Below are 22189 nucleotides of genomic sequence, written 5' to 3' on the forward strand. Positions count from 1 at the left end.
CGTCGGGGTCGACGCCACCAGCCCGCGCGCCACCAGTCGGCGCGCCCCCCGCCCGTCCACCACCAGCGCGCGCGCGACCACCAGCAGGCCCACCGTGACCCCCGCGAGGACCGGCGCCCACGACCAGGGCCTCGTCGACCACGACCTCGGCGCCGTCCCAGCGGGTCACCCCGAGCGCGCGCACGTAGCGCGACTGCCCGGCCCGCGCGACGTCGACGACGACCTGGACCGCCCCGCGGAGCTGCGCGTGCACCGCCTCCCGACCGAGCCCCGCGAGGGCGCCCAGCGCCTCGAGCCGCGCCGGGGTCTCGTCGATCCCGTTGGCGTGCAGCGTCCCGGCGCCGCCCTCGTGACCGGTGTTGAGGGCGGCCAGCAGCTCGCGGACCTCGGCGCCACGCACCTCGCCGACGACGAGCCGGTCAGGTCTCATCCGCAGCGCCTGGCGCACGAGGTCGACCATCGTCACGCCCCCGGCGCCCTCGACGTTGGGCGTCCGGCCCTGGAGCCGCACGACGTGCGGATGGTGTGGCGCCAGCTCGCGGACGTCCTCGACGACGACGAGCCTCTCCCGGGGACCGCATTCGGCCAGCAGGGCCCCGAGCACCGTCGTCTTGCCGGCTCCCGTCCCCCCGACGACGAGGAACGACAGCCGGGCCGCCACCACCCGCCGCAGCATCGCCGCCATCTCGTCGCCCACCGATCCCAGCGACCGGAGTCCGGCCACCCCCACCGGCTGGCGTCGTGGCACGCGCAGGCTGAGGTGCGTCGCCGTCTCGACCAGTGGCGGGAGGACCGCGTGCAGCCGCACCCCGCCGGGGAGGACGCCGTCGACCCACGGCTGCGCGTCGTCAAGCCGGCGTCGGGCCCGGCCGGCGAGCCTCACGGCGAGCGCCCGCGCAGCATCGGCGTCGAGCGACACCCCGGTGTCCTCCGGTCCCCCGCCCCGGTCCACCCACACCCGGCCGTCGCCGTTGACGAGGACGTCGGTGACGTCCTCGCAGGCGACCCACATGGCCAGGGGGCCCAGCCCGAGGACCTGCTCGCGCAGCCTCTCGCCCTCCTCGGCGGCACCGTCGACTCCGAGCTCGACCCCTCCGGTGAGCTCGGCGATGACCCGTTCGTCCGGCGGCCGGCCGGATCGGATGGCTGCGTCGACGCCGGCCCGGCGCGCGGCGTCCCGGGAGGTCACGCCACCCCCTCCGCGAGGAACTCGACGAGGTCGAGGGCGACCCGGTCCGCGCTGTCCCGCAACGGCCCCCGTGCCCCCGGCCACTCCCCGCACTCGCCGTCACGGCGCACCCGCTGGTCGGTGCGGACATGCGCCAGGTGCGGAGGGCCCAGCTCCTCGAGGACCTCGTCGAAGTCCGGCGGCAGGGCGCCGTCCGACCGGGTCACCAGCCCGACCCCGGACCCCTCGAGCTCGCTCAGCACCACACCGACGTCGGCGAGCTGGCGCGCGGACACCCCCGCGACGACGTGCACCGCTGACGCGTCCGCCCACAACCCAGGTCCGACCCCACCCCGGGCCGGCACGTCGAGGACCACCGGGACGATCCCCCGCAGCGAGTCCAGCACGTCGGCCACGACGGACTCGACGACCGCGCCACCCCGCCCGCCCGCCGACAGGACGGGGACCTCACCCGTGGGCAGGGCGGCCACGAGCCGCTCGCACGACGTCGTCCCGCGCAGCCGCGCGAGGTCGGGCCAGCGCAGACCGGGGACGTGCTCGATGCCGCAGGTCATGTCGAGCCCGCCGCCGCGCAGGTCGGCGTCGACGAGCACGCACTCACCGAGGTGGAGGGACAGCCGGCGGGCCAGGGCCGCGGACCAGGTCGACGCACCGAGTCCGCCGCTGGCGCCGAGGACGACCACGAGAGGTGTCTGGGGTGGGGTCATGCACCGACGGTGACGCCCGCCGACCCCCGGCGCCAGCGCGGGTCCGCCCGCCTGTGGACGGCCGGGACGGCCGGAGTCGGCTGTGGACGACGGCGACCCGGCGACCTGCCCGGGGACAGGCGACGGCCCCGGTCGGGGGGATGACCGGGGCCGTCGAGCGGGCCTGGCTCCGGGGGGGAGGAGCCGGACCGCCCTTCGCTACGACCCCGAAGGGGAGCGATGGCTCCATCGTTGCCCATCGCTGCGGTGCGTGCAACCAAACGCGCATAACCAGCCGGGAAATGGTCACAACGGCAAGCCCGACGATGACGCCCCTCGGGCGAGGGGCGTCATCCGCCGCGAGCGTGCAGGGCGACCAAGCGTGCACATTCATTGCCGTCGTACCGGGTCAAGCCCGGACAGACCGGTCCATCAGTGGACTGCCCGCGCGTGGGTACCCGTTGCGTCTCGCGGTTGTTCATCGGTCGGTCGGTTCCCCGGGGGGCCTGTCCGATGGCTCATGTGTACTCCCCTCGGGTGGGGAGGACAAGACTTGACAAACGGTCAGGAGAGGCGGCCGGCCAGCACCGCGTCGGCGATCCGCTCGCCCTCCGCCGCGCCGGCGACGATGGCGTCGCAGCAGTGCGTCACCCACAGCCCGACCCCCGCCGCGTCACCACGGGTGTATGCCGTGAGCCCACCGAGGTAGGCCGGCCCACCGCCCGTGCCGTGCCCCGCCTCGGTGACCGCGACGCCCGTCGGGTCGAGGCCGCCCGCCTGGACGACGGCCCGCTCGGCGGCGCGGGCGACGACACCGTTGCCGCGGGTGAAGGGGCGAGCCGTGACGATCTCGGCGTGCACCAGCGCCGCGACGACGGGCACGGGCAGCGAGCGGGTGTGCGCGAGAACGGCGACGACCCGCTGCAGCCGGGCACGAGCGGCCGCGGCGGGCGGCGCCTCCCCGATCTCGACGAACTCGCGGCAGTCCTCCCCGTCCAGACGCGGCCGGCCCAGCTCGGAGTCGGGCACGAGGCCTGCCGCGGCCGCGGTGTGGAGCCGGGCGAGGGCCTGCATCGGGGCGGTGAGGACGACGTGGCCCAGTCGCTCGGTCTCGGCGGTCGCGGCGATGACCCCCCGCATGACCTGTTCGACCGGGTCCGGGTCGTCGTGCCACGTCACGGCGCCGCGCATGAGGTCGCGGACGATCTCGACCGACAGCCGGGCGCCGTCGAGCTCGCCGCTGGCCCACGCACCTCGCACCCGGGACTCGGCGGCGGCCTCCGGGATGCGCCGGCGCAGGGCGTGGTGCCAGCGCAGCTGGGTGCAGGCCGCCCGGGCGGCGTCGATCCGGTCGGCGACGCCGGGCAGCCCGGCGAGGGCGGTGACGGCGGACGTGAGGTCCGCGGACGTGTCGGTCACGGTGGCGAGCCCTACGACGCGACGGGAGCGGCCGGCATACGAACACCCGCGAGCTGGCGAGACTGGGCGACGACCCGGTCCCGGGAGTCCCAGATCACGGCGTCCTCCTCGAAGAGGCCGCCGACGACGTTGCGGGTCGTGATCCGCATCCGCAGCCAGCCGGGGGCGGGGCGGGACCGCACGTGACCGGAGAACGCGATGGTCGGCGCCCAGCCGAGCGCGCCGAAGGTGAAGGTCACCGGGGGCATCGCGTCGAGGAAGAACGGAAGCGCCGTCGTGTCCGGCTCGCGTCCGTCGGCGAACCGGATCCAGGCGCGCATCTCCCCGTCGCGGGCCGGCTGGCCGACCGCCCAGCCGACCGTGGCGGGGTCGATCCGCAGGTCGAGGCGGTCGAGGATGGTGATCTGCTCGGCGAAGCCGGCGCGCACGGCCGGGGCGCACGACTCCGGCTCGGGCATCTCGGGCGGCGTCTCCGCGCGGTGGACGGGTTCGCTGTGCACGTCGAGGTCGGCGAAGGTCGCGCTGTGCCGGACGCACGCGACCCCGCCCTGCGACAGCGTCACCTCGCACGTCGAGAAGGACCGCCCGGCACGCAGCACCTCGGTCGCGACCTCCACGGCGCCCGGTTGGACGGCGGCGAGGAACGTCGTGCTGAAGGCCACCGGGTCCGTGTGCGCGTCGACGGCGCCCGTCGCCTCGACGGCGGCCCGGGTCGCGAGCGACATGAGGGCACCACCGTTGACGGCCGCCCCCACGACCCAGCCGGGCGAGATGTCCGCCCGGCCGTCCTCGATCCGCACCAGGTCGTCGAACTCCGTCATGCGGCGAGCGTATGCCGGGCGGTCCCGCCCGCGTCGCGCGGTGTCGACCGGTCTCGAGCGTTTGTCAGGGGCCACCGCCCTAGGGTGGCGGCCATGGCGTCCTCCCTGCACTGGCCGACGGCGGTCGTCGTCCTCGCCGCGGTGCTGCTCGTGGGGCTCCTCCGGTGGGTCGCGGGCCGGGGTCGGCGGCGTGGCTTCCTCTCGACGGTCGACCGGGTGACCTACCAGACCCTGCACACGGCGTCCCTGGCCTCGCGCCACCTCAGTGACGGGCTCACCCCCGACGCGGCCGACAAGGCGGGTCGGCACCTGCTCTCCATCCTCGGGGCCCGGGCGGTCGCCATCTGCGACGGCGCCGGCCTGCTCGGGTGGACCGGGCCGGGCGAGCACCACGGACCCGACGCACACGCTCACGCGTCGGCCACCCGGCTCTCGGGCACGCTCACCGTGCTCGGGTCCGACGTGCTCACCTGCAGCGACCCCGACTGCCCCATCCGGTCGGCGGTCATCGCCCCCCTGCTCGCGGAGGGCAAGGTCGTCGGGACGCTCACGGCATACGCCCCGGCCGCGTCAGCAGGCCTGGCCCGGGCCACCGGGGAGCTGGCCCGCTGGGTCTCGGCCGAGCTCGACGTCGCCGAGCTCGGCCGCACCCGCACCCGCGCGATGGAGGCCGAGCTGCGGGCGCTGCGGGCGCAGATCAGCCCGCACTTCATCTTCAACTCCCTCGGCGCCATCGCGTCGTTCGTGCGGACCGACCCCGAACGGGCGCGTGAGCTGCTGCTCGAGTTCGCCGACTTCACCCGCTACGCCCTGCGCGAGGGCGGCGCCTTCACGACGCTCGCCGAGGAGCTGCGCAACGTCGAGCGCTACCTCGTCCTCGAGCAGGCCCGGTTCGGCGAGCGCCTCCAGGTCTCCCTCCTCATCGCCCCCGAGGTCCTCCCGGTGCGGGTCCCCTACCTCGCCGTGCAACCCCTCGTGGAGAACGCCGTGCGCCACGGCCTCGCGACCAAGGAGGGCATCGGGCACGTGACCATCACGGCGTCCGACCAGGGGTCGGAGACCGAGATCTCGATCGAGGACGACGGCGTGGGGACCTCACCCGAGCTCGTGCAGCGCATCCTCGACGGCCAGTCGCGGGCCGACTCCGTGGGTCTCGGCAACGTCGACGCCAGGCTCCGCCAGGTGTACGGAGACGAGTTCGGGCTCGTCGTCGAGACGGCCGTCGGCGCCGGGACGAGGGTGAGCTTCCGCGTGCCGAAGTACGCGCCGGGAGTCCACGCCGACTGAGCACGTGACCCGTCTCCCTCATCGGGACGGCCGTGCCTGCCGTGCCGTGGTCCGTGTCGCCGACCGCTCGGTAGTCTCGGCCGCATGGCCCCTGACGGCTCCCTGCGAGCCCTCGTCGTCGACGACGAGCTCCCCGCCCTCTCCGAGGTCCGGTTCCTGCTGAGCCAGGACGACCGGGTCGGCGAGGTCCTCACGGCGACGAGCGGGACCGAGGCCCTCCAGATGCTCGAGGTCCACGACATCGACGTCATCTTCAGCGACATCTCGATGCCCGGCCTCGACGGCATGGCCCTGGGCCGGGTGCTCGCCCGCTTCGCCGCACCGCCGCAGCTCGTCTTCGTGACCGCGCACGAGCAGCACGCCGTCGACGCCTTCGCGCTGGCCGTCACCGACTACGTCATGAAGCCGGTGCGCGGCGAACGGCTCGCGGAGGCCGTGCGTCGCGTCGTGGCCAAGCAGGACGAGGCGGGTATGCCGGCCCACGCAGAGCGTGGGACCCGCGCTCCCGTCCCCGAGCCCGGACCGGTCGAGGAGGACGAGACGATCCCCGTGGAGCTCGGCGGCGTCACGCGGTTCATCTCCCGGTCGCAGATCCGCTACGCGCAGGCCTCGGGTGACTACGCGCGGCTGCACACGGGCGAGGCCAGCCACCTCATCCGCGTCCCCCTCGCGGTCCTCGAGGACAAGTGGGGCGAGCACGGCTTCGTCCGGATCCACCGCTCCACCCTCGTCGCGCTGGCCCACGTCACCGAGGTCCGGATGGACCACGGACGGTGCTCGGTCCTCATCGGAGACATCGAGCTCCAGGTGAGCAGGCGGCACACGCGCGCTCTTCGCGACCTGCTGCTCCGGCGGCCCCTGGGCGAACGGCGCTCCTCCCCCGGCGGCGACTGAGCATGGCCGACCGTGGCGGGGTCCCCGCGCGGGTGCGGGTCACGAGCTCCCGCCGGAGCGCGGTCGCCGGCCGCAGCCGACCGCTTGCCACCGACCTCGACGAGCAGACCGAGCTCGGCGACGTCTACCTCGCCGGGCTGATGCGGGCCCAGCTGCGGCTCAGCCTCAGCGTCCTGAGTGCCCTCGTCCTCGCCGTCGCGGGCTTCTCCGTGCTGCTCATCGCGGTGCCGGCGGCGCGGACGACGGTGCTGTTCGGGCTGCCGCTGCCGTGGCTCGTCCTCGGGGTGGCAATCTACCCAGCGACGTGGCTGACGGCGAGAACCTATGTGCGACAGGCCGAACGGATCGAGGCGGAGTTCGCCGACGTCGTGTCGCCACGGTCGGAACCGTCGTGACCCAGACGTTCTCGATCATCGCCGTGACGCTCGTGTGCCTCACCACCGTCGCCGTCGGCGGCCTCGGGCTGCGCCTGTCACGGCGGACGTCGGACTTCTACGTCGCCGGCCGGACGGTGTCGCCGCGGCTCAACGCGAGCGCGATCTCGGGTGAGTACCTTTCCGCCGCCTCGTTCCTCGGCGTCGCGGGGCTGATCTACGACGAGGGCGTGGACCTGCTCTGGCTGCCCGTCGGATACACCGTGGGCTACCTCGTCCTGCTCGTCATGGTCGCGGCGCCGATGCGGCGTTCGGGGGCGTACACGTTGCCGGACTTCGCCGAGGCCCGGCTGGGGTCGATCGGGATCCGGCGGCTCGCGGCGCTGCTCGTCGTCGCCATCGGCTGGCTGTACCTCGTGCCCCAGTTCCAGGGTGCCGGGCTGGCGCTGCAGCTGGTGACCGGAGCGCCCCAGTGGGTCGGGGCGCTCATCGTCGCGGTCGTCGTCGCGCTGGCCGTCGGCGCTGGCGGGATGCGGTCGATCACGTTCGTCCAGGCGGTGCAGTACTGGATCAAGCTCACCGCCCTGGCCGTTCCCGCGTTCGTGCTGCTCGCCCTCTGGATGCGTTCCGGCTCAGCGACTCCGGAGGTCCCGGTGTCGTGGGCGGAGCCGTTCGTCGCGGTCTCCGGTGACGACCACCCCGTGTACCGCTCGGCGTCGATGATGGTGGCGCTGTGCCTCGGCACGATGGGGCTGCCGCACGTCCTCGTGCGCTACTACACCAACCCCGACGGGGTCGCGGCGCGGCGCACGACCGTCACCGTGGTCGCGCTGCTCGGCGCGTTCTACCTCCTGCCGCCGGTGTATGCCGCGCTGGGCCGCGTGCACCTGCCGTCGCTGCCGACGGGGGTCCGGTCCGACACGATCGTCCTGCAGCTGCCGGGGCAGGTGGTCGAGGGGATCGGCGGCGACGTGCTCACCGCGATGCTGGCCGGGGGGGCGTTCGCGGCCCTGCTGTCGACGGCCTCGGGCCTGGCGATGTCGGTGACCGGGGTGCTGCACCAGGAGTTCATCCGGCCGCGGCTGGCACGCCTCACCGGCGGTGACGCGATGGGTTTCGGCGGCTTCCGGGTCGCGGCCGCCGTCGCCGTCATCATCCCGTTCGGCCTGTCGCGCTGGATGGAGCCCATCGGGATCGCGACGACCGTCGGGTTCGCCTTCTCGTTGGCGGCGGCGACCTTCGCGCCACTGCTCATGCTCGGGGTCTGGTGGCGCCGGCTCAGCCGCGCGGGCGCGGCCGCCGGGTTCATCGTCGGTGCGGTGGCGGCGACGGCAGCGGCCACGGCCACGGTGGTGGCCGCTCCCCTGTCCGGGTGGGCCGGGGCCCTGCTCGCGAACCCCGCCGCCTGGTGCACCCCGCTCGCGTTCAGTGTCGCTGTCGTGGTGTCGCTCGCGACGCCGGGCTCGGTGCCGCGCGACACGACCCGGGTCATGGTGAGGCTCCACACGCCCGAGCGCATCCACCTCGACCACAGCCGCCTCATCGACTGACGGGCGTCCTTCCTGCCCCCCGGATCCCCGGTCGCGCTGTGCCAGAATCGAAGCGATGGAGGGACGCTCGGGTGACGTCGGGCTGGCGATGGACGACCTGCGCGCCGTCGCCGGGTTTGCCGCGGCCTGCGCCGAACCCGTGCTCGTCCTCTACCAGCGTCCGCACCCGGACGACCCGCGCCCGGCGGAGGCGATCCGGGCCGCACGGGTCTTCGCACAGGGGGCTGCCCGCTCGCGGCTCCAGCGCACCGCCGCGGCCGAGGCCCATCGCGCGGCCAGGGACGCGGCGACCGACGCCGCCCGGCACGCGGCGACCGCCGCGGGGGACGCGGCAGCGGCGGCATACCTCCACCCCTTGCCGAGGTCGACCCAGCTGCGCCACATCCTCGGTGCGGCGGCCCACGCCGCCCGCGCAGCCGAGATCGCGCGAGGTGACGACGCGGTGGTCGCCGAGTACGTCCTCAGCGGCGCCGCCACGCGAGCCACACCGGTCGTGCGCGCGGTCCTCGACCGCTACCCCCGCGCGCCGGAGGGGCGGGACCGGGTGGCGGCCCTGATGCATCGACTCGACAGCCTGCTTCGTGACCCCCCGCCGCCGCCGCGCGTGGTGGACGACCCCGGACCGTTCTTCCACGGCACGAGGGCCGACCTGCGTCCCGGCGACCTGCTCACTCCGGGCTGGCGGTCGAACTACGGGTCGAGGCGTCAGTCCAGGCACATCTATCTCACGGCCAGCCGCGAGGGCGCCCCGCTCGCGGCCGCGCTCGCGCGGGGCGAGGGCCCCGGCCGGGTCTACCGGGTGGAGCCGCTCGGCACCATCGAGGACGACCCGAACGTCACCGACAAGCGCTTCCCGGGCAACCCGACCCGGTCCTACCGGACCACCGAGCCGCTGCGGGTCGTCGAGGAGCTGAGCGACTGGACCCCGCCGCCGCCGGAGCTGGTCAGGCGGATGCGGGCCAGCATGGGGGAGCTGGCCGAGCTCGGCATCGAGGCGATGGACGACTGACGCCGGGGCCGCGGCCCTGCGTCGTTGCCCGGCGTGACATCGCATGGATACGCTCCGCGCAGGCTCGCACGCTCCGAGCGCCCCCACGGGAGGACCGCACAGTGACCACGACCACCACGGACGGATGGCCGACCCTGGCCGAGCTGGCCCGGCACGAGAGCGAGCTCGTCCTTCCTGCCCTGACGGAGAGGTCCGCGTACGACCTCGGAAGGCGGGCGGCGGACGCCGCGTGGGCCGACGAGCTCCCCGTCGTCGTCGGCATCTGGCGGGGCCAGCACCAGCTCTTCCACAGCGCCCTGCCCGGCTCGACCGCGGACAACGATGCGTGGCTGCAGCGCAAGGGCCGGGTGGTGACGCGCTTCGAGCACTCCTCGCTCTACATGGGCCAGCTCTGCCGGGATCTCGGCACGACGCTGGCGGAGAAGTTCCTCCTGCCGGCGGAGGAGTACGCGGCCGCCGGCGGCGCCTTCCCGCTGCGCACCCACGACTCCGGGGTCGTCGGGTGGATCGGGGTGTCGGGACTGCCGCAGCGGGCCGACCACGACTTTGTCGTGCGCGTCCTCCGCGAGCACCTGGACTCCCCGCAGGGATGACCGCCCGCGCTCAGGGTGCCTGGGCGTCGACCTCGCGTGCCCTGACGAAGGCGTCGACGCAGCGGCGCACGTCCTCCTCGGAGTGGGCCGCCGACAGCTGCACGCGGATCCGCGCCTTTCCCTTCGGCACGACCGGGAACGAGAACGGGATGACGTAGACCCCGTCGGCGAGCATCCGGTCCGCGACCTCCGCGGCGATGCGCGCACCGTCGTCGCCGGGGAACATCACGGGCGTGATCGGGTGCGATCCCGGGAGCAGCTCGAAGCCCGCGTCGGTCATCAGCTCGCGGAAGAGGGAGGTGTTGCGCTGCAAAGTCTCTCGCGCTTCGCTGGACGAGTCGACGAGCTCGATGGCCTTGAGGGAGCCCGCCACCACGCCGGGTGCCACCGAGTTCGAGAACAGGTAGGGACGCGAGCGCTGGCGCAGCAGGTCCACGACCTCCTGGTGTGACGAGACGTAGCCACCGGAGGCCCCGCCCAGCGCCTTGCCGAGGGTGCCCGTGACGATGTCGACGCGGTCCTGCACCCCGAACAGCTCCGGCGTGCCGCGTCCGTTCGCCCCCACGAACCCCACCGCGTGCGAGTCGTCGACGAGGACCATCGCCTCGAACTCGTCCGCGAGGTCGCAGATCTCGTCGAGCGGCGCGTAGAAGCCGTCCATCGAGAAGACGCCGTCGGTGACGACGACCTTCCGACGGGCACCCGCCGCGACCGCGGCCTCGAGCTGGGTCCGCAGGTCCGCCATGTCGGCGTTCCTGTAGCGGTAGCGCTGCGCCTTGCTCAGCCGGATGCCGTCGATGATCGACGCGTGGTTGAGCTCGTCGCTGATGATCGCGTCCTCGGCCCCGAACAGCACCTCGAAGACACCGCCGTTGGCGTCGAAGCACGACGAGTAGAGGATCGTCGCCTCCATGTCGAGGAACTGGCTGAGCCGTCGCTCGAGGAGCGAGTGCTGCGTCTGCGTCCCGCAGATGAACCGCACCGACGCCATCCCGAAGCCCCACTCGTCCAGCGCCGCCTTCGACGCCTCCACGACGTCGGGGTGGTCCGCGAAGCCGAGGTAGTTGTTGGCGCAGAAGTTCAGCGCCTCGCCGCCGCTCGTGCCGACGTGCGAGGACTGGGGCGTGGTCAGCTCGCGCTCCCGCTTGTAGAGACCGGCCGCCTCGATCTCGGCCAGCGTCGCGGCGAGCTCGTCCTTCACCGATCCGTACACGGCACACCTCTCGTTCGCTTGTGGCAGACGCCAGCCAGCGTATGCCGTCCGCCCTCCCCAGCTTTCGCTCCCCATGAGGAAAGCGTGAGGGTCCGGAGGGAACCGTTCCCTCCGGACCCTCACCGTCTCCTCCGGTCGGGTCGGCCGTCAGGACCAGTCGAGGACGACCTTGCCGCACCTGCCGGACCGCGCCACCTCGAACCCACGCTCCCACTCCTCCGCGGGGAACCGGTGCGTGATGACCGACTGCACCGCGTCGCGCAGTGCCGGGCTCGTCGCGAGCATCGAGCCCATGAGGTACCAGGTCTCGAACATCTCTCGCCCGTAGATCCCGCGGATCGTGATCATGTGCGTGATGACCCGCCCCCAGTCGATGGGGTAGGGGTCCTTGGGCAGCCCGAGCATCGCGACCCGGGCGCCGTGGTTGAGGTTGGCGAGCATGTCCTCGACGGCCCGCGGCGCCCCGGACATCTCGAGGCCGATGTCGAAACCCTCGAGCATCCCGAGCTGCTCCTGCGCCCAGGCCAGCGTCTCGCCCCGGGCGACGTTGACGCAGAGGTCGGCGCCCGCCCCCTTGGCGAGCGCGAGCCGCTCGTCGCTCAGGTCGGTGACGGCGATCCTACGGGCGCCGGCGTGCCGGGCGATCGCCACGGCCATGACGCCGATGGGCCCGGCCCCGGTGACGACGACGTCCTCACCGACCATCGGCCACTGCAGTGCCGTGTGGGTCGCGTTGCCGAGCGGGTCGAAGATCGCGCCGAGGTCCGGGTCGAGGTCGGCCGGCTGCACCCAGGCGTTCATGGCGGGGATGACGACGTGGTCGGCGAACGCGCCGTCGCGGTTGACGCCGACCCCGACGGTCTTGATGCACAGGTGGCGTCGACCGGCGCGACAGTTGCGGCAGTTCCCGCAGACGAGGTGGCCCTCCCCCGAGACGCGGTCACCCACGCAGATGTGGTCGACGAGCGAGCCCACCTCGACGACCTCGCCGTAGAACTCGTGGCCGATCGTCATGGGCGCCTGGACCACCGACGCCGCCCAGTCGTCCCACTGCTCGAGGTGGAGGTCGGTGCCGCACAGGCCTGCTCGCAGGACGCGGATCTTGACGTCGGCATCACCGCACGACGGCTCGGGGACGTCGATGAGCTGGAGTCCCGGGCCGGCTTCGGTCTTCACGAGGGCGCGCACGTCGACCATCATGCCGCCCTCGGACCACGAAGGTCGGACGGCTTGACCGGCTAACGCTGTTAGCCTAAAGTTGGCTAACAGCGTTAGCCCACGAACGCCCACCACCACGCCCCGAGCACACAGGAGCCGACATGACCGCCCAGCGCATCGCCCTCGTCACCACCGCCGTCGTCGCGACCCTCACCCTGACCGCCACCCTCCTCCACCGTGAGCGGCGGGTCGCGCGTTCCGTCGACATCGCCGCCCCACCCGCTCAGGTGTGGGCCACGCTGACGGACTTCGCGGCATACCCCTCATGGAACCCGTTCATCCGCGAGGTGGAGGGGATAGCGCGCACGGGCGACCGGATCGTCGTCGAGATCCACCCGGCCGCGGGCAGGGCGATGACCTTCACGCCGACCGTGCTCGCCGCGAAGCCGGGGACCGAGCTGCGCTGGCTCGGGCGGGTCCTCGTGCCCGGCCTCCTCGACGGCGAGCACTCCTTCACGCTGGAGCCGATCCCCGGCGGCACCCGGCTCACCCAGGCGGAGACGTTCTCCGGCGTCCTCGTGCCGCTCGTCGGTTCGGCGATCGACGTGGGCGACGACTTCGCCGCGATGAACGCCGCACTCCGGGACCGCGTCGAAGCCACCGCTAGCATCGCCCGGTGACCTGCCCCGAGGAGCTCGACCCCACGCGGCTCCTCACCCCGCGGGCTCGTGAGGTCCTCGCGGCGGCGCGTGCCGTCCTCGAGCGGCAGGGCTGGGAGGCGCTCACCATGCGCACCCTCGCTGACGAGCTGGACATCGCGGCGCCCTCGCTCTACAAGCACTTCGCGAGCAAGGAGGCCCTCCGGGGCCAGCTCGCCGCCCTCGCGCTCAAGGAGTTCGGGGAGGCGGTGCGGCCGGTCACCACCGTGGCCGCCCTGGTCCGTCGCTACCGCGACGTGGCGACGGCCCACCCGCAGCTCTACCGGCTCTCCACGAGCGGACCGCTCGACCGCGCCGCACTGCCGCCGGGGCTCGAGGACTGGTCGGGGAGCCCCTTCCTCGAGGCCACCGGCGACCCTCACCGCGCGCAGGCGCTCTGGGCCGCCGTGCACGGCATGGTCGTCCTCGAGCTCGACGGGCGCTTCCCCACGGGCGCCGCCCCCGAGGCCACCTGGCGCGAGCTGGTGCGGCACTTCAGCTGAGCGCCGCCCTCCCGCCCGGGGTCAGCGCAGGACCTTGCCGTAGCAGCGGACGAACGGTGACCTGGCGTAGTGGCCGAACGGCACGACGCGCTCATAGCCCGCCGCCTCGTACAGCCCCATCGCGTCGGGCTGCATGGTCCCCGTCTCGAGGACGAGCCGCTCCACGCCCTCGGCCCGCGCCGAGTCCTCGAGGTGCGCGAGCACCCGCCGTGCCACCCCCCTGCCCCGGGCGAACGGCGACACGAACATCCGCTTGATCTCACCCACGAGCGCCCCCTCGAACCGCCCGGCGAGGTCCCGCCGCCACCGCCACCCGCCCATCGCGACCGGCTCGCCGTCGAGCAGCGCCAGCACGAAGCGCCCGCCCGGCGGGGTGAACTCCAGCGGGTCCACCGGCGACTCGTCGGGGGTCCCGTAGATCACGACGTAGTGCGACTGCACCTCGTCGACGAGCCGCTGCACGCGCTCGTCCACGAACGGCACGTCGACGATCTCCACCCCGGCCCGGTCGATCTCCACACCCGCCATCCAACCCCACTCCGCCTCCGAGGACCGACCGACCTCCGTATGCCGTCCGCGACCGCTCGTCGCACCTCACCTGCCGCTCGTCGACCGCCCGCCCGCCACCGGGCGAAGGTGCCCGTCCGCCCGGCGCGAGGCGGCCGCCCGGGCGTGCGGACGTCATACCCGAGGACCGACAGTGTGGGGTGACCCGGATCCCGGCCGGGACCGACTACTGGAGGTGCACCCGTGAGCAACGACGCTCGCATACGTGGCGACGAGGACCCCTACGTCGCCATGCAGACCACCGACGAGTTCCAGGCGCTGCGCCGCAAGTTCCGCGGCTTCGTCTTCCCCATGACGGCGTTCTTCCTCGTCTGGTACTTCGTCTACGTCCTGCTCTCGATCTTCGCGCCCGGCTTCATGGGCACGAAGGTCTTCGGCAACGTCAACATCGGCCTGCTGTTCGGTCTCGGACAGTTCGTCACGACGTTCGCGATCACGATCATCTACGCCCGCTGGGCCAACAGCGAGCTCGACCCGCTGGCGGACGCCATCGGTGCGACCCTCGACGGCGCGAAGGAGCACTGAGACATGACCTCCCTCATCCCCACCGAGGCGACGCAGGTCGGCTCCCCCACGCTCAACATCGCCATCTTCATCGGCTTCGTCCTCGTCACCCTCGTCGTCATCATCAAGGTGGCCAGCGGGAAGAAGAGCGCCGGCGAGTTCTACACCGCGAGCGGTGGCTTCTCCGGTCGCCAGAACGGTGTCGCCATCGCCGGTGACTACCTGTCGGCGGCGTCGTTCCTCGGCATCGCCGGTGCGATCGCCCTCCAGGGCTACGACGGCTTCCTCTACTCGATCGGCTTCCTCGTCGCGTGGCTCGTCGCGCTCCTGCTCGTCGCCGAGCTCATGCGCAACACCGGCCGGCTCACCATGGCCGACGTGCTGTCCTACCGCCTCAAGCAGCGCCCGGTCCGCATCGCGACCGCCACGTCGGTGCTCGCGGTGTCGTTCTTCTACCTGCTCGCCCAGATGGCCGGCGCCGGTGGACTCGTCTCGCTCCTGCTCGGCATCGAGGGCGAGGGCGCGCAGAACGTCGTCATCGCCGTCGTCGGTTTCGTGATGATCGCCTACGTGCTCATCGGCGGCATGCGTGGCACGACCTGGGTGCAGATCATCAAGGCCGTCCTCCTCATCGCCGCCACGGCGATCATGACGGTCTGGGTGCTCGGCAAGTACGGCTTCAACCTCTCCGGGCTCATGCAGGCCGCGGTCGACAACAACCCGAAGGCGGGCGAGAAGCTGCTCGAGCCCGGCCTCAAGTACGGCGTCAACACGACGACGAAGATCGACTTCATCTCGCTGTCGCTCGCGCTCGTCCTCGGCACCGCCGGCCTCCCGCACGTCCTCCAGCGGTTCTACACCGTGCCGACGAGCAAGCAGGCCCGCAAGTCGGTCGAGTGGGCCATCTGGCTCATCGGTGGCTTCTACCTGCTCACCCTCGTCGTCGGCTACGGCGCCGGCGCCCTCGTCGGTGCGGAGACCATCAACGCCGCTCCTGGCAAGGCCAACGCGGCCGCTCCCCTGCTCGCCTTCGAGCTCGGTGGCAGCCCGTTCCTCGGCATCGTCTCGGGGATCGCGTTCGCGACGATCCTCGCGGTCGTCGCCGGCCTGACGATCACCGCGAGTGCGACCTTCGCGCACGACATCTACAAGGAGGTCATCACCCGCGGCAAGTCGACCTCCGACCAGGAGGTCCGGGTCGCCCGCATCTCCGCGGTCGCGATCGGCGTCATCGCCATCCTCGGTGGCATGTTCGCCAAGAGCCAGAACATCGCGTTCCTCGTGGCTCTCGCGTTCGCCGTCGCGGCGTCCGCGAACCTGCCGACGATCCTGTACTCGCTGTTCTGGAAGCGCTTCAACACCCGCGGCGCGCTGTGGTCCATCTACGGCGGCCTCCTCTCGACCATCGGCCTGATCATCTTCAGCCCGGTCGTCTCGGGCAAGCCCCCGCTCGTCGAGGGCGGCCCGTCCCCGTCGATGATCACCGACCCGACGGTCGACTTCTCGTGGTTCCCCCTGGACAACCCGGGGCTGGTGACGATCCCGCTGGCGTTCTTCCTCGGCTGGCTCGGCACCATCTCGAGCAAGGAGTACAACGCGCAGAAGTACGCCGAGATGGAGGTGCGCAGCCTCACCGGTCACGGTGTCGGCAAGGCGCTCGACCACTGATCGGCAGCTCCACCTCCGCGGTTCCTGCGTCCGCAACCCTGGTCACCTTCACGACCAGGGTTGCGGACGCAACCACGTCGTATGCCGTCCGCGCCGCTCCCGACGTCTCTGGGGCGGCGCTCGTGTCTCCTGACGGGTCAACCGGGGTGAGCGCTCGCGCGTCTTCCCGGTAGCCACACCGACCAGGAGGACACCATGAACCGCACGACCCTTCGCCGCACCGCCGCCGCCCTCGCCCTGGGCGTCGCCGCCGCCACCGCTCCCGCCGCCGTCGCCGCGTCGAGCGCCACCGCCGCTCCGTACTGCGGCATCTACTGGGGCTCGCTCGCCAAGTCGTCGTCGGTCAGCACGGCCCCGACCGTCACCGGGGTGCGCGCCGGCCGGCACACCTGCTACGACCGCCTCGTCATCGACCACAAGGGGCCGGCGACCGGGTACTACGTCCGCTACGTCCCGCAGATCACGGCGGACGGGTCGGGCAACGTCATCCCCACCGCGGGGGGCGCCAAGCTGCAGATCATCACGCTCGGCAGCCGCTACACCACCCCGCCGGCCATGCCCAACGTCTCGGGCTTCACGACGTTCCGCCAGGTCGTGTGGGCCGGGTCGTTCGAGGGCCAGAGCACCGTCGGCCTGGGCGTCCGGGCCCGCCTGCCGTTCCGCGTGTTCACGCTCAACGACACCGCGACCCGCACCAGCCGGCTCGTCATCGACGTCGCCCACCGCTGGTGACCTGACGACTGATGGCGCAGAACGGTCACGCCCCGTCGGCGCGAGCCGGCGAGGCGTGACCGTCTTGCGCCATCAGTCGGCGGCGGCCTCGGCGCGGAGTCGGGCCGCGAGGTCGTCGTCCACGGTCTCGAAGAAGGACCCCACGACGTCCTCGAGCTGCTCGAGGCTCTCGGCGCAGAACAGCACCGGCTGGTACGCCGTGATGTCGTAGTTGAGCGTGCCCATGTCGGCCAGGTCGAGCGGCCGGTGCTCCATGTGGGTGAACTCGTCCATCTCGCCGTAGCTGCTGAGGATGCCGGCCCCGTAGGCCTTGACCTCACCGTGCTCGCGCATGATGCCGAACTCCATCGAGAACCAGAAGACGTCCGCGACGAACTTCATCGCCTCGTCCGTCTCGAGCCGCAGCGACGCCTGTCCGGCAGCCTCGGTGATCCGGGCGAACCGCGGGGACGCGAGCTGGTTCCCGTGCCCGATGACCTCGTGGATGATGTCCGGCTCGGGGGTGTAGAGCGGCTGGCTGCCGTGCCGGAGGTACTGGGTCGAGTTGAACGTGCGCGACCCGAGGTCCCCGTAGAACTCCCGCAGCGGCACGAGGCCCGGGGCGGCGATGTAGGTCCAGCTCGTGATCGGCTCGAGCAGGGCGGTGACCTCGTCGAGCTGCGGCACCTGCTCGGTCGGCAGCGCCAACGCGTGCTTGGCCCGCAGGTACTCGCCGTGCGCGTACTTGTCGTGCTTGGGAGCAAGCTCGTGGCTCACGGTCCGCCAGATCTCGTGCTCGGCCTCGGTGTACGCGATCTGCGGGATCGGCTCGCCGCGGGTCCAGGCCAGGGCCGCCCCGGCGATCTCCCCGCGACGCTCCAGGTAGGCGGCGTCGTTGCGCCCCGGGTGGTTGTCACTCAGGTGCACCTCGACGGTCCCGTCGTCGTGCTGGGTCACCGGTGAGTACAGCTGTCCCTCGTCAAACATGGCCCACCTCCTTGTGGATCGTCCTGACCACAGGGAAACAGGTCGATGGGCAAAGCGGAACCGTTGCCGAACACGCTGGGCACCGAGTGCACGTTCCGACCAGCGGCAGGGCCGGCATACCGGGCACTTTGTCCACCAAGCGTGGCACCCGTCCGACCGGGTCCAGCGTCGGGGCTGGACCGGCGCGATCTGCGCCCGGTGGCGGCGCCGGCCCACCTCACACCGTCCGCTCGTCGCACGCGGTGACACCGCCCGCCGCAGGGCACCCACCTCCCGTCGACCGCGGACCGACCCGGTGTTGATGCGCGGGGGCAGACGCGGTTGGCTGGGTGCAGCGCCGCCATCCCCAACGACGAGGAGCCTGCTGTGACCGACGAGAACCTCTCCAGCCACCTGGCCGAGCTCGACCTGTCCCCGAGCGAGGAGATCGCCGCGAACGCCAACGGCACCGAGGCCCTCTACGCCGAGGCCGACGCGGACTACGAGGCCTTCTGGGCCAGGCAGGCCCGCGAGCGCCTCACGTGGAGCACGGACTTCGGCACCACGCTGGACTGGAGCGAGGCCCCGTTCGCGAAGTGGTTCGTCGGCGGCGAGCTCAACGTCGCGTACAACTGCGTCGACCGCCACGTCGAGGCCGGCAACGGCGACCGCGTGGCGATCCACTTCGAGGGTGAGGGCGGCGACTCCCGCACCATCACCTATGCCCAGCTCCAGGACGACGTCTGCCGCACGGCCAACGCCCTCACCGAGCTCGGCGTCACCAAGGGCGACCGTGTCGCCGTCTACCTCCCGATGATCCCCGAGGCCATCGCGACGCTGCTCGCCTGCGCCCGCCTCGGCGCCCCGCACTCGGTGATCTTCGGCGGTTTCTCCGCCGAGGCGCTGCGCACCCGCATCGACGACGCCGAGGCCAAGGTCGTCGTCACCGCCGACGGCCAGTGGCGGCGCGGCAAGGCCGCCCCGCTCAAGCCCGCGGTCGACGCCGCCCTCGACGGGGGCAGCACCTCCGTGGAGAAGGTCCTCGTCGTCAGGCGGACCGAGTCCGAGATCGCGTGGACCGAGGGCCGCGACATCTGGTGGCACGACCTCGTGGACGGCCAGAGCACCGAGCACACGCCCGAGCCGATGGAGTCCGAGCACCCGCTCTTCATCCTCTACACGTCCGGGACCACGGGGAAGCCGAAGGGCATCTTCCACACGACGGCCGGCTACCTGGCCCAAGCGGCATACACGAACTCCGTCGTCCACGACGTGCACCCGGAGAGCGACGTCTACTGGTGCACCGCCGACATCGGCTGGGTCACCGGCCACTCGTACATCGTCTACGGGCCGCTCGCCAACGGCGCGACCCAGGTGCTCTACGAGGGCACCCCGGACACCCCGCACCAGGGGCGGTGGTGGGAGATCATCGAGAAGTACAAGGTCTCGATCCTCTACACCGCACCCACGGCGATCCGGACGTTCATGAAGTGGGGCGACGACATCCCCGCGAAGTTCGACCTGTCCTCGATCCGCGTCCTCGGGTCGGTCGGCGAGCCCATCAACCCCGAGGCGTGGCTCTGGTACCGCAAGAACATCGGCGGCGAGAAGGCCCCGATCGTCGACACGTGGTGGCAGACCGAGACCGGCGGGATCATGATCAGCCCGCTGCCCGGCGTCACCACCCTCGAGCCCGGCTCCGCGCAGCGGCCGATCCCCGGCATCAGCGCCGAGATCCTCGACGACGACGGCAAGCCGTTCACCGAGGCCGACAAGGTCGGCTACCTCGTGCTCACCAAGCCGTGGCCCGGCATGCTCCGCGGCATCTGGGGCGACCCCGAGCGCTACAAGGAGACCTACTGGAGCCGCTTCGGCGAGAAGTACTACTTCGCCGGCGACGGCGCGAAGTACGACCAGAAGGGCAACATCTGGCTCCTGGGCCGCGTCGACGACGTCATGAACGTCTCGGGCCACCGGCTCTCGACGGCCGAGATCGAGTCGGCCCTCGTGTCGCACCCGGCGGTCGCCGAGGCTGCCGTCGTGGGCGCGTCCGACGAGACGACCGGCCAGGCCGTCGTCGCGTTCGCGATCCTGCGCTCGGAGTACGTCGAGCGCGCGGACGAGGAGGGTGAGGGCGCCGACCTCGTCAAGGAGCTGCGCGACCATGTCGCCAAGGAGATCGGCCCGATCGCCAAGCCGCGCTCGATCATGATCGTCGCCGAGCTGCCCAAGACGCGCTCCGGCAAGATCATGCGCCGCCTGCTCAAGGACGTCGCCGAGAACCGCGAGGTCGGCGACGTGACCACGCTGGCCGACTCCTCGGTCATGAACCTCATCTCGCAGGGCATGAAGGCTCCCTCCGACTGACGGCCGAGGCTCCGCCCGTCGGCGGCGCGAGCAGGAGTGGATGAGGCGAGCACCCCCGGGGTGCTCGCCTCATCGCGTCCTGCTGGTCTCGGTGGCCATCGCACCCTCGCGCGGTCGGTAAAGTGGACGACTGGTGCGCCGGGAAGTCTGGTCGGCAACATCGTCGTCGACCCCGGAAGGCACCATGAGCGCCCCCACACCCTCGAAGGACCGCCTGTTCCGACGGCCTTCGTGGACGGAGAACCAAACCGTCACGCGCGCCCTGCGCACCGAGACCGTGGGCGGGGCGATCCTCCTCGTCGCGGCCGTCGCCGCTCTCGTCTGGGCCAACTCGCCCTGGCGTGAGGCGTATGCCGGCCTGCGCGACACCTCCGTCGGTTACGAGCCCTGGCACTTGGAGCTGACGCTCGGCCACTGGGCCGCTGACGGGCTCCTCGCGATCTTCTTCTTCGTCGCCGGGCTCGAGCTCAAGCGTGAGTTCCTCGTCGGCGACCTGCGGACCCCGGCCAAGGCGGCGGTCCCGGTCATCGCCGCCATCGCCGGCGTGGTGGTTCCGGCCGCCTTCTTCGTGGTCACGGTCCTCGCCGCCGGCGGCAGCTCCTCCGACCTTCGGGGGTGGGCGATCCCCACGGCCACCGACATCGCCTTCGCGCTGGCCGTGCTCGCCGTCATCGGGTCGCATCTCCCGTCGGGCCTGCGAGCCTTCCTGCTGACCCTCGCCGTCGTCGACGACCTCATCGCCATCACGATCATCGCCCTCTTCTACACCGAGGGTCTCGAGGTCGTGCCCCTGCTCCTGGCGCTGCTCCCGCTCGGGGTCTTCGCGTTCCTCGTGCAGCGTCGGATCGTCGTCGTGTGGCTGCTCGTGCCGCTGGCCCTCACGACCTGGACGCTCGTCCACGCCTCGGGGATCCACGCGACCGTCGCCGGCGTGCTGCTCGGCCTCGTCGTGCCGGTCAAGCCGCGTGCCAAGGTCCCGAGGATCTCGACCCTGCCGGCGGAGGTGGACGTCGCACACCGCTTCGAGCACCGGCTGCGTCCGCTGTCGGCCGGCTTCGCGGTGCCCGTCTTCGCCTTCTTCGCGTCCGGGGTGACGGTCATCGGGGGCGGCCTGGGCGAGGCGTTGCGCGACCCCGTGGCGATCGGCATCGTCCTCGCCCTGGTGCTCGGGAAGCTCGTCGGAGTCCTCGGCAGCACGTTCGTCATGGCGAAGTTCACCCGGGCCGAGCTCGACGACGACCTGGCCTGGAGCGACGTCGTGGGTCTGTCCCTGCTCACCGGCATCGGGTTCACCGTGTCCCTGCTCGTGGGCGAGCTCGCGTTCGGTCCGGGCTCCGACCGCGACGAGCACGCCAAGCTGGCGATCATCGTCGGGTCCGTGGTCGCGGCGGTCCTGGCCTCGGCGGTGCTGCGGCGGAGGAACGCCGTCTACCGCAGGATCCACCTCGAGGACCAGGTCGACCACGACGCCGACGGGGTGCCCGACGCCTTCGAGGAGCGTGGCGCCCGGACGGGCCACATCGAGCCCGGCCCCACTGGGTAAGGTCGGGCCAAGTCGCTTTCCCCCCTCCTGACCTGCGAAGGTGAACAGCATGACAACCCAGACCGGACCCGAGCGGACCGTCGGCCAGCTCGTCGCGGACGCCACCCACGACGTGCAGGGCATCGTCCGCAGCGAGATCGCGCTGGCCAAGGCCGAGGTGTCCTCGGGCGCCAAGGTCATGGGCAAGGGTGCCGGGCTGCTCGGCGGGGCGGCGTTCCTCGGCCTGCTCGGCCTCATCTTCCTGTTCCACACCCTCGCGCGGGTCCTCGACATCTGGCTGCCGATCTCGGCGAGCTACGGCATCGTCACGCTCCTCCTCTTCGTCGTCGCCGGCGTGCTCGGCCTCCTCGGCAAGAAGGCCCTCGAGAAGGCCAAGCCCGCCCCGTCGCGCGCCATCGCCGAGGCCAAGCAGACGATGGCCACGCTCAAGTCCTGACCCCCGGGCGCAGCGTCCGCAACCTTGGTCGCC

22 protein-coding genes and 1 pseudogene are annotated in these 22189 nt (G+C 72.2%); 15 read left to right on the forward strand and 8 right to left on the reverse strand.

From position 1 onward, the window contains the following. The 4 genes from N801_RS15755 to N801_RS15770 all read right to left on the reverse strand — a co-directional run. A partial coding sequence (locus tag N801_RS15755; protein WP_052113196.1) for a TadA family conjugal transfer-associated ATPase occupies positions 1–1189 on the reverse strand: 1189 nt, incomplete at its 3' end. Next, a complete protein-coding gene (locus N801_RS19935) occupies positions 1186–1896 on the reverse strand; it encodes a CpaE-like family protein (RefSeq protein ID WP_156996810.1) in 711 nt (236 codons plus the stop codon). The genes N801_RS15755 and N801_RS19935, both read right to left, overlap by 4 nt. A 543-nt stretch (positions 1897–2439) precedes the next feature. Next, positions 2440–3294, reverse strand: coding sequence for a Fic family protein (locus N801_RS15765; protein WP_035939860.1), 855 nt, complete (start codon positions 3292–3294; stop codon positions 2440–2442). Positions 3295–3305: 11 nt separating this feature from the next. After that, a complete protein-coding gene (locus tag N801_RS15770) occupies positions 3306–4115 on the reverse strand; it encodes a thioesterase family protein (protein WP_035939862.1) in 810 nt (269 codons plus the stop codon). A 93-nt stretch (positions 4116–4208) separates the two neighbouring features. Here N801_RS15770 and N801_RS15775 point away from each other — a divergent pair, with 93 nt between their 5' ends. The 7 genes and pseudogenes from N801_RS15775 (at position 4209) to N801_RS15800 (ending at position 9822) form a co-directional block, all read left to right on the forward strand. Continuing rightward, complete coding sequence (locus tag N801_RS15775; protein WP_084109105.1) at positions 4209–5402, forward strand: sensor histidine kinase; 1194 nt, start codon at positions 4209–4211, stop codon at positions 5400–5402. 84 nt (positions 5403–5486) lie between these two features. Then, positions 5487–6296: a LytR/AlgR family response regulator transcription factor gene (locus N801_RS15780; RefSeq protein WP_035939865.1), complete on the forward strand. Its 810-nt coding sequence runs from the start codon at positions 5487–5489 to the stop codon at positions 6294–6296. Positions 6297–6298: 2 nt separating this feature from the next. Continuing rightward, positions 6299–6691 carry a DUF485 domain-containing protein gene (locus tag N801_RS15785; RefSeq protein WP_035939867.1) on the forward strand — a complete coding sequence of 131 codons (393 nt, stop codon included), beginning with the start codon at positions 6299–6301 and terminating at the stop codon, positions 6689–6691. Next, positions 6688–8220, forward strand: a complete 1533-nt coding sequence (locus N801_RS15790; RefSeq protein WP_035939870.1) for a sodium/solute symporter — start codon at positions 6688–6690, stop codon at positions 8218–8220. Before N801_RS15785 ends, N801_RS15790 begins: the two co-directional genes overlap by 4 nt. An 88-nt stretch (positions 8221–8308) precedes the next feature. Beyond that, positions 8309–8662 (forward strand): annotated as a pseudogene (locus N801_RS22000) (putative immunity protein); the annotation flags it as partial. Between the two features lie 114 nt (positions 8663–8776). After that, the gene (gene arr, locus N801_RS22005) at positions 8777–9229 is read left to right on the forward strand and encodes an NAD(+)--rifampin ADP-ribosyltransferase (protein WP_245618479.1); all 453 of its coding nucleotides are present in this window, start codon (positions 8777–8779) and stop codon (positions 9227–9229) included. Between the two features lie 101 nt (positions 9230–9330). Then, on the forward strand, positions 9331–9822 hold the full coding sequence (locus N801_RS15800) for a heme-degrading domain-containing protein (RefSeq protein WP_035939875.1): 492 nt from the start codon (positions 9331–9333) through the stop codon (positions 9820–9822). A gap of 10 nt (positions 9823–9832) precedes the next feature. On the opposite strand, the gene N801_RS15805 is transcribed toward N801_RS15800, so the two are convergent. Beyond that, positions 9833–11035 (reverse strand): glycine C-acetyltransferase, encoded by a 1203-nt coding sequence (locus tag N801_RS15805; protein ID WP_035939877.1) that lies wholly within the window; start codon positions 11033–11035, stop codon positions 9833–9835. A 147-nt stretch (positions 11036–11182) separates the two neighbouring features. Then, entirely contained in the window at positions 11183–12223 is a 1041-nt protein-coding gene (tdh, locus tag N801_RS15810) for an L-threonine 3-dehydrogenase (RefSeq protein WP_035939900.1), read from the reverse strand. A gap of 131 nt (positions 12224–12354) precedes the next feature. Here tdh and N801_RS15815 point away from each other — a divergent pair, with 131 nt between their 5' ends. Both N801_RS15815 and N801_RS15820 read left to right on the forward strand, forming a co-directional pair. After that, a complete protein-coding gene (locus N801_RS15815; RefSeq protein ID WP_084109108.1) occupies positions 12355–12873 on the forward strand; it encodes an SRPBCC domain-containing protein in 519 nt (172 codons plus the stop codon). Beyond that, positions 12870–13394, forward strand: coding sequence for a TetR/AcrR family transcriptional regulator (locus N801_RS15820; RefSeq protein WP_156996811.1), 525 nt, complete (start codon positions 12870–12872; stop codon positions 13392–13394). Before N801_RS15815 ends, N801_RS15820 begins: the two co-directional genes overlap by 4 nt. Positions 13395–13415: 21 nt before the next feature. Here N801_RS15820 and N801_RS15825 read toward each other — a convergent pair whose 3' ends face one another. Continuing rightward, positions 13416–13922, reverse strand: coding sequence for a GNAT family N-acetyltransferase (locus N801_RS15825; protein ID WP_084109111.1), 507 nt, complete (start codon positions 13920–13922; stop codon positions 13416–13418). Between the two features lie 222 nt (positions 13923–14144). Here N801_RS15825 and N801_RS15830 point away from each other — a divergent pair, with 222 nt between their 5' ends. The 3 genes from N801_RS15830 (at position 14145) to N801_RS15840 (ending at position 16865) form a co-directional block, all read left to right on the forward strand. After that, positions 14145–14486 carry a DUF485 domain-containing protein gene (locus tag N801_RS15830; protein WP_035939880.1) on the forward strand — a complete coding sequence of 114 codons (342 nt, stop codon included), beginning with the start codon at positions 14145–14147 and terminating at the stop codon, positions 14484–14486. 3 nt (positions 14487–14489) lie between these two features. Beyond that, positions 14490–16133, forward strand: a complete 1644-nt coding sequence (locus tag N801_RS15835; protein WP_035939882.1) for a monocarboxylic acid transporter — start codon at positions 14490–14492, stop codon at positions 16131–16133. Positions 16134–16328: 195 nt separating this feature from the next. After that, positions 16329–16865 (forward strand): AMIN-like domain-containing (lipo)protein, encoded by a 537-nt coding sequence (locus N801_RS15840; RefSeq protein WP_035939883.1) that lies wholly within the window; start codon positions 16329–16331, stop codon positions 16863–16865. A 72-nt stretch (positions 16866–16937) separates the two neighbouring features. Here the strand turns inward: N801_RS15840 and N801_RS15845 are convergent, their stop codons facing one another. Then, positions 16938–17831, reverse strand: coding sequence for a phenylalanine 4-monooxygenase (locus N801_RS15845; protein WP_035939886.1), 894 nt, complete (start codon positions 17829–17831; stop codon positions 16938–16940). A gap of 366 nt (positions 17832–18197) precedes the next feature. On the opposite strand from N801_RS15845, the gene acs reads away from it, so the two are divergent. The 3 genes from acs to N801_RS15860 all read left to right on the forward strand — a co-directional run bounded on the left by acs (position 18198) and on the right by N801_RS15860 (position 22156). Then, the gene (gene acs / locus N801_RS15850; RefSeq protein WP_156996813.1) at positions 18198–20177 is read left to right on the forward strand and encodes an acetate--CoA ligase; all 1980 of its coding nucleotides are present in this window, start codon (positions 18198–18200) and stop codon (positions 20175–20177) included. Between the two features lie 184 nt (positions 20178–20361). After that, positions 20362–21720 (forward strand): Na+/H+ antiporter NhaA, encoded by a 1359-nt coding sequence (gene nhaA / locus N801_RS15855; RefSeq protein ID WP_035939889.1) that lies wholly within the window; start codon positions 20362–20364, stop codon positions 21718–21720. 49 nt (positions 21721–21769) lie between these two features. Next, entirely contained in the window at positions 21770–22156 is a 387-nt protein-coding gene (locus N801_RS15860) for a phage holin family protein (RefSeq protein WP_035939891.1), read from the forward strand. The last annotated feature ends 33 nt before the right edge of the window (positions 22157–22189 follow it).

Origin of the sequence: Knoellia aerolata DSM 18566 (genome assembly GCF_000768695.1) — a bacterium.
GTDB classification, from domain to species: Bacteria; Actinomycetota; Actinomycetes; order Actinomycetales; family Dermatophilaceae; genus Knoellia; species Knoellia aerolata.

Bases quoted from the DNA above. Each gene is read 5' to 3' on its own strand.
- N801_RS19935 (WP_156996810.1), bottom strand. From the start codon at position 1,896: ATGACCCCACCCCAGACACCTCTCGTGGTCGTCCTCGGCGCCAGCGGC.
- N801_RS15770 (WP_035939862.1), bottom strand. From the start codon at position 4,115: ATGACGGAGTTCGACGACCTGGTGCGGATCGAGGACGGCCGGGCGGAC.
- N801_RS15775 (WP_084109105.1), top strand. From the start codon at position 4,209: ATGGCGTCCTCCCTGCACTGGCCGACGGCGGTCGTCGTCCTCGCCGCG.
- N801_RS15780 (WP_035939865.1), top strand. From the start codon at position 5,487: ATGGCCCCTGACGGCTCCCTGCGAGCCCTCGTCGTCGACGACGAGCTC.
- N801_RS15785 (WP_035939867.1), top strand. From the start codon at position 6,299: ATGGCCGACCGTGGCGGGGTCCCCGCGCGGGTGCGGGTCACGAGCTCC.
- arr (WP_245618479.1), top strand. From the start codon at position 8,777: ATGCATCGACTCGACAGCCTGCTTCGTGACCCCCCGCCGCCGCCGCGC.
- N801_RS15815 (WP_084109108.1), top strand. From the start codon at position 12,355: ATGACCGCCCAGCGCATCGCCCTCGTCACCACCGCCGTCGTCGCGACC.
- N801_RS15825 (WP_084109111.1), bottom strand. From the start codon at position 13,922: ATGGCGGGTGTGGAGATCGACCGGGCCGGGGTGGAGATCGTCGACGTG.
- N801_RS15835 (WP_035939882.1), top strand. From the start codon at position 14,490: ATGACCTCCCTCATCCCCACCGAGGCGACGCAGGTCGGCTCCCCCACG.
- N801_RS15840 (WP_035939883.1), top strand. From the start codon at position 16,329: ATGAACCGCACGACCCTTCGCCGCACCGCCGCCGCCCTCGCCCTGGGC.
- N801_RS15845 (WP_035939886.1), bottom strand. From the start codon at position 17,831: ATGTTTGACGAGGGACAGCTGTACTCACCGGTGACCCAGCACGACGAC.
- nhaA (WP_035939889.1), top strand. From the start codon at position 20,362: ATGAGCGCCCCCACACCCTCGAAGGACCGCCTGTTCCGACGGCCTTCG.
- N801_RS15860 (WP_035939891.1), top strand. From the start codon at position 21,770: ATGACAACCCAGACCGGACCCGAGCGGACCGTCGGCCAGCTCGTCGCG.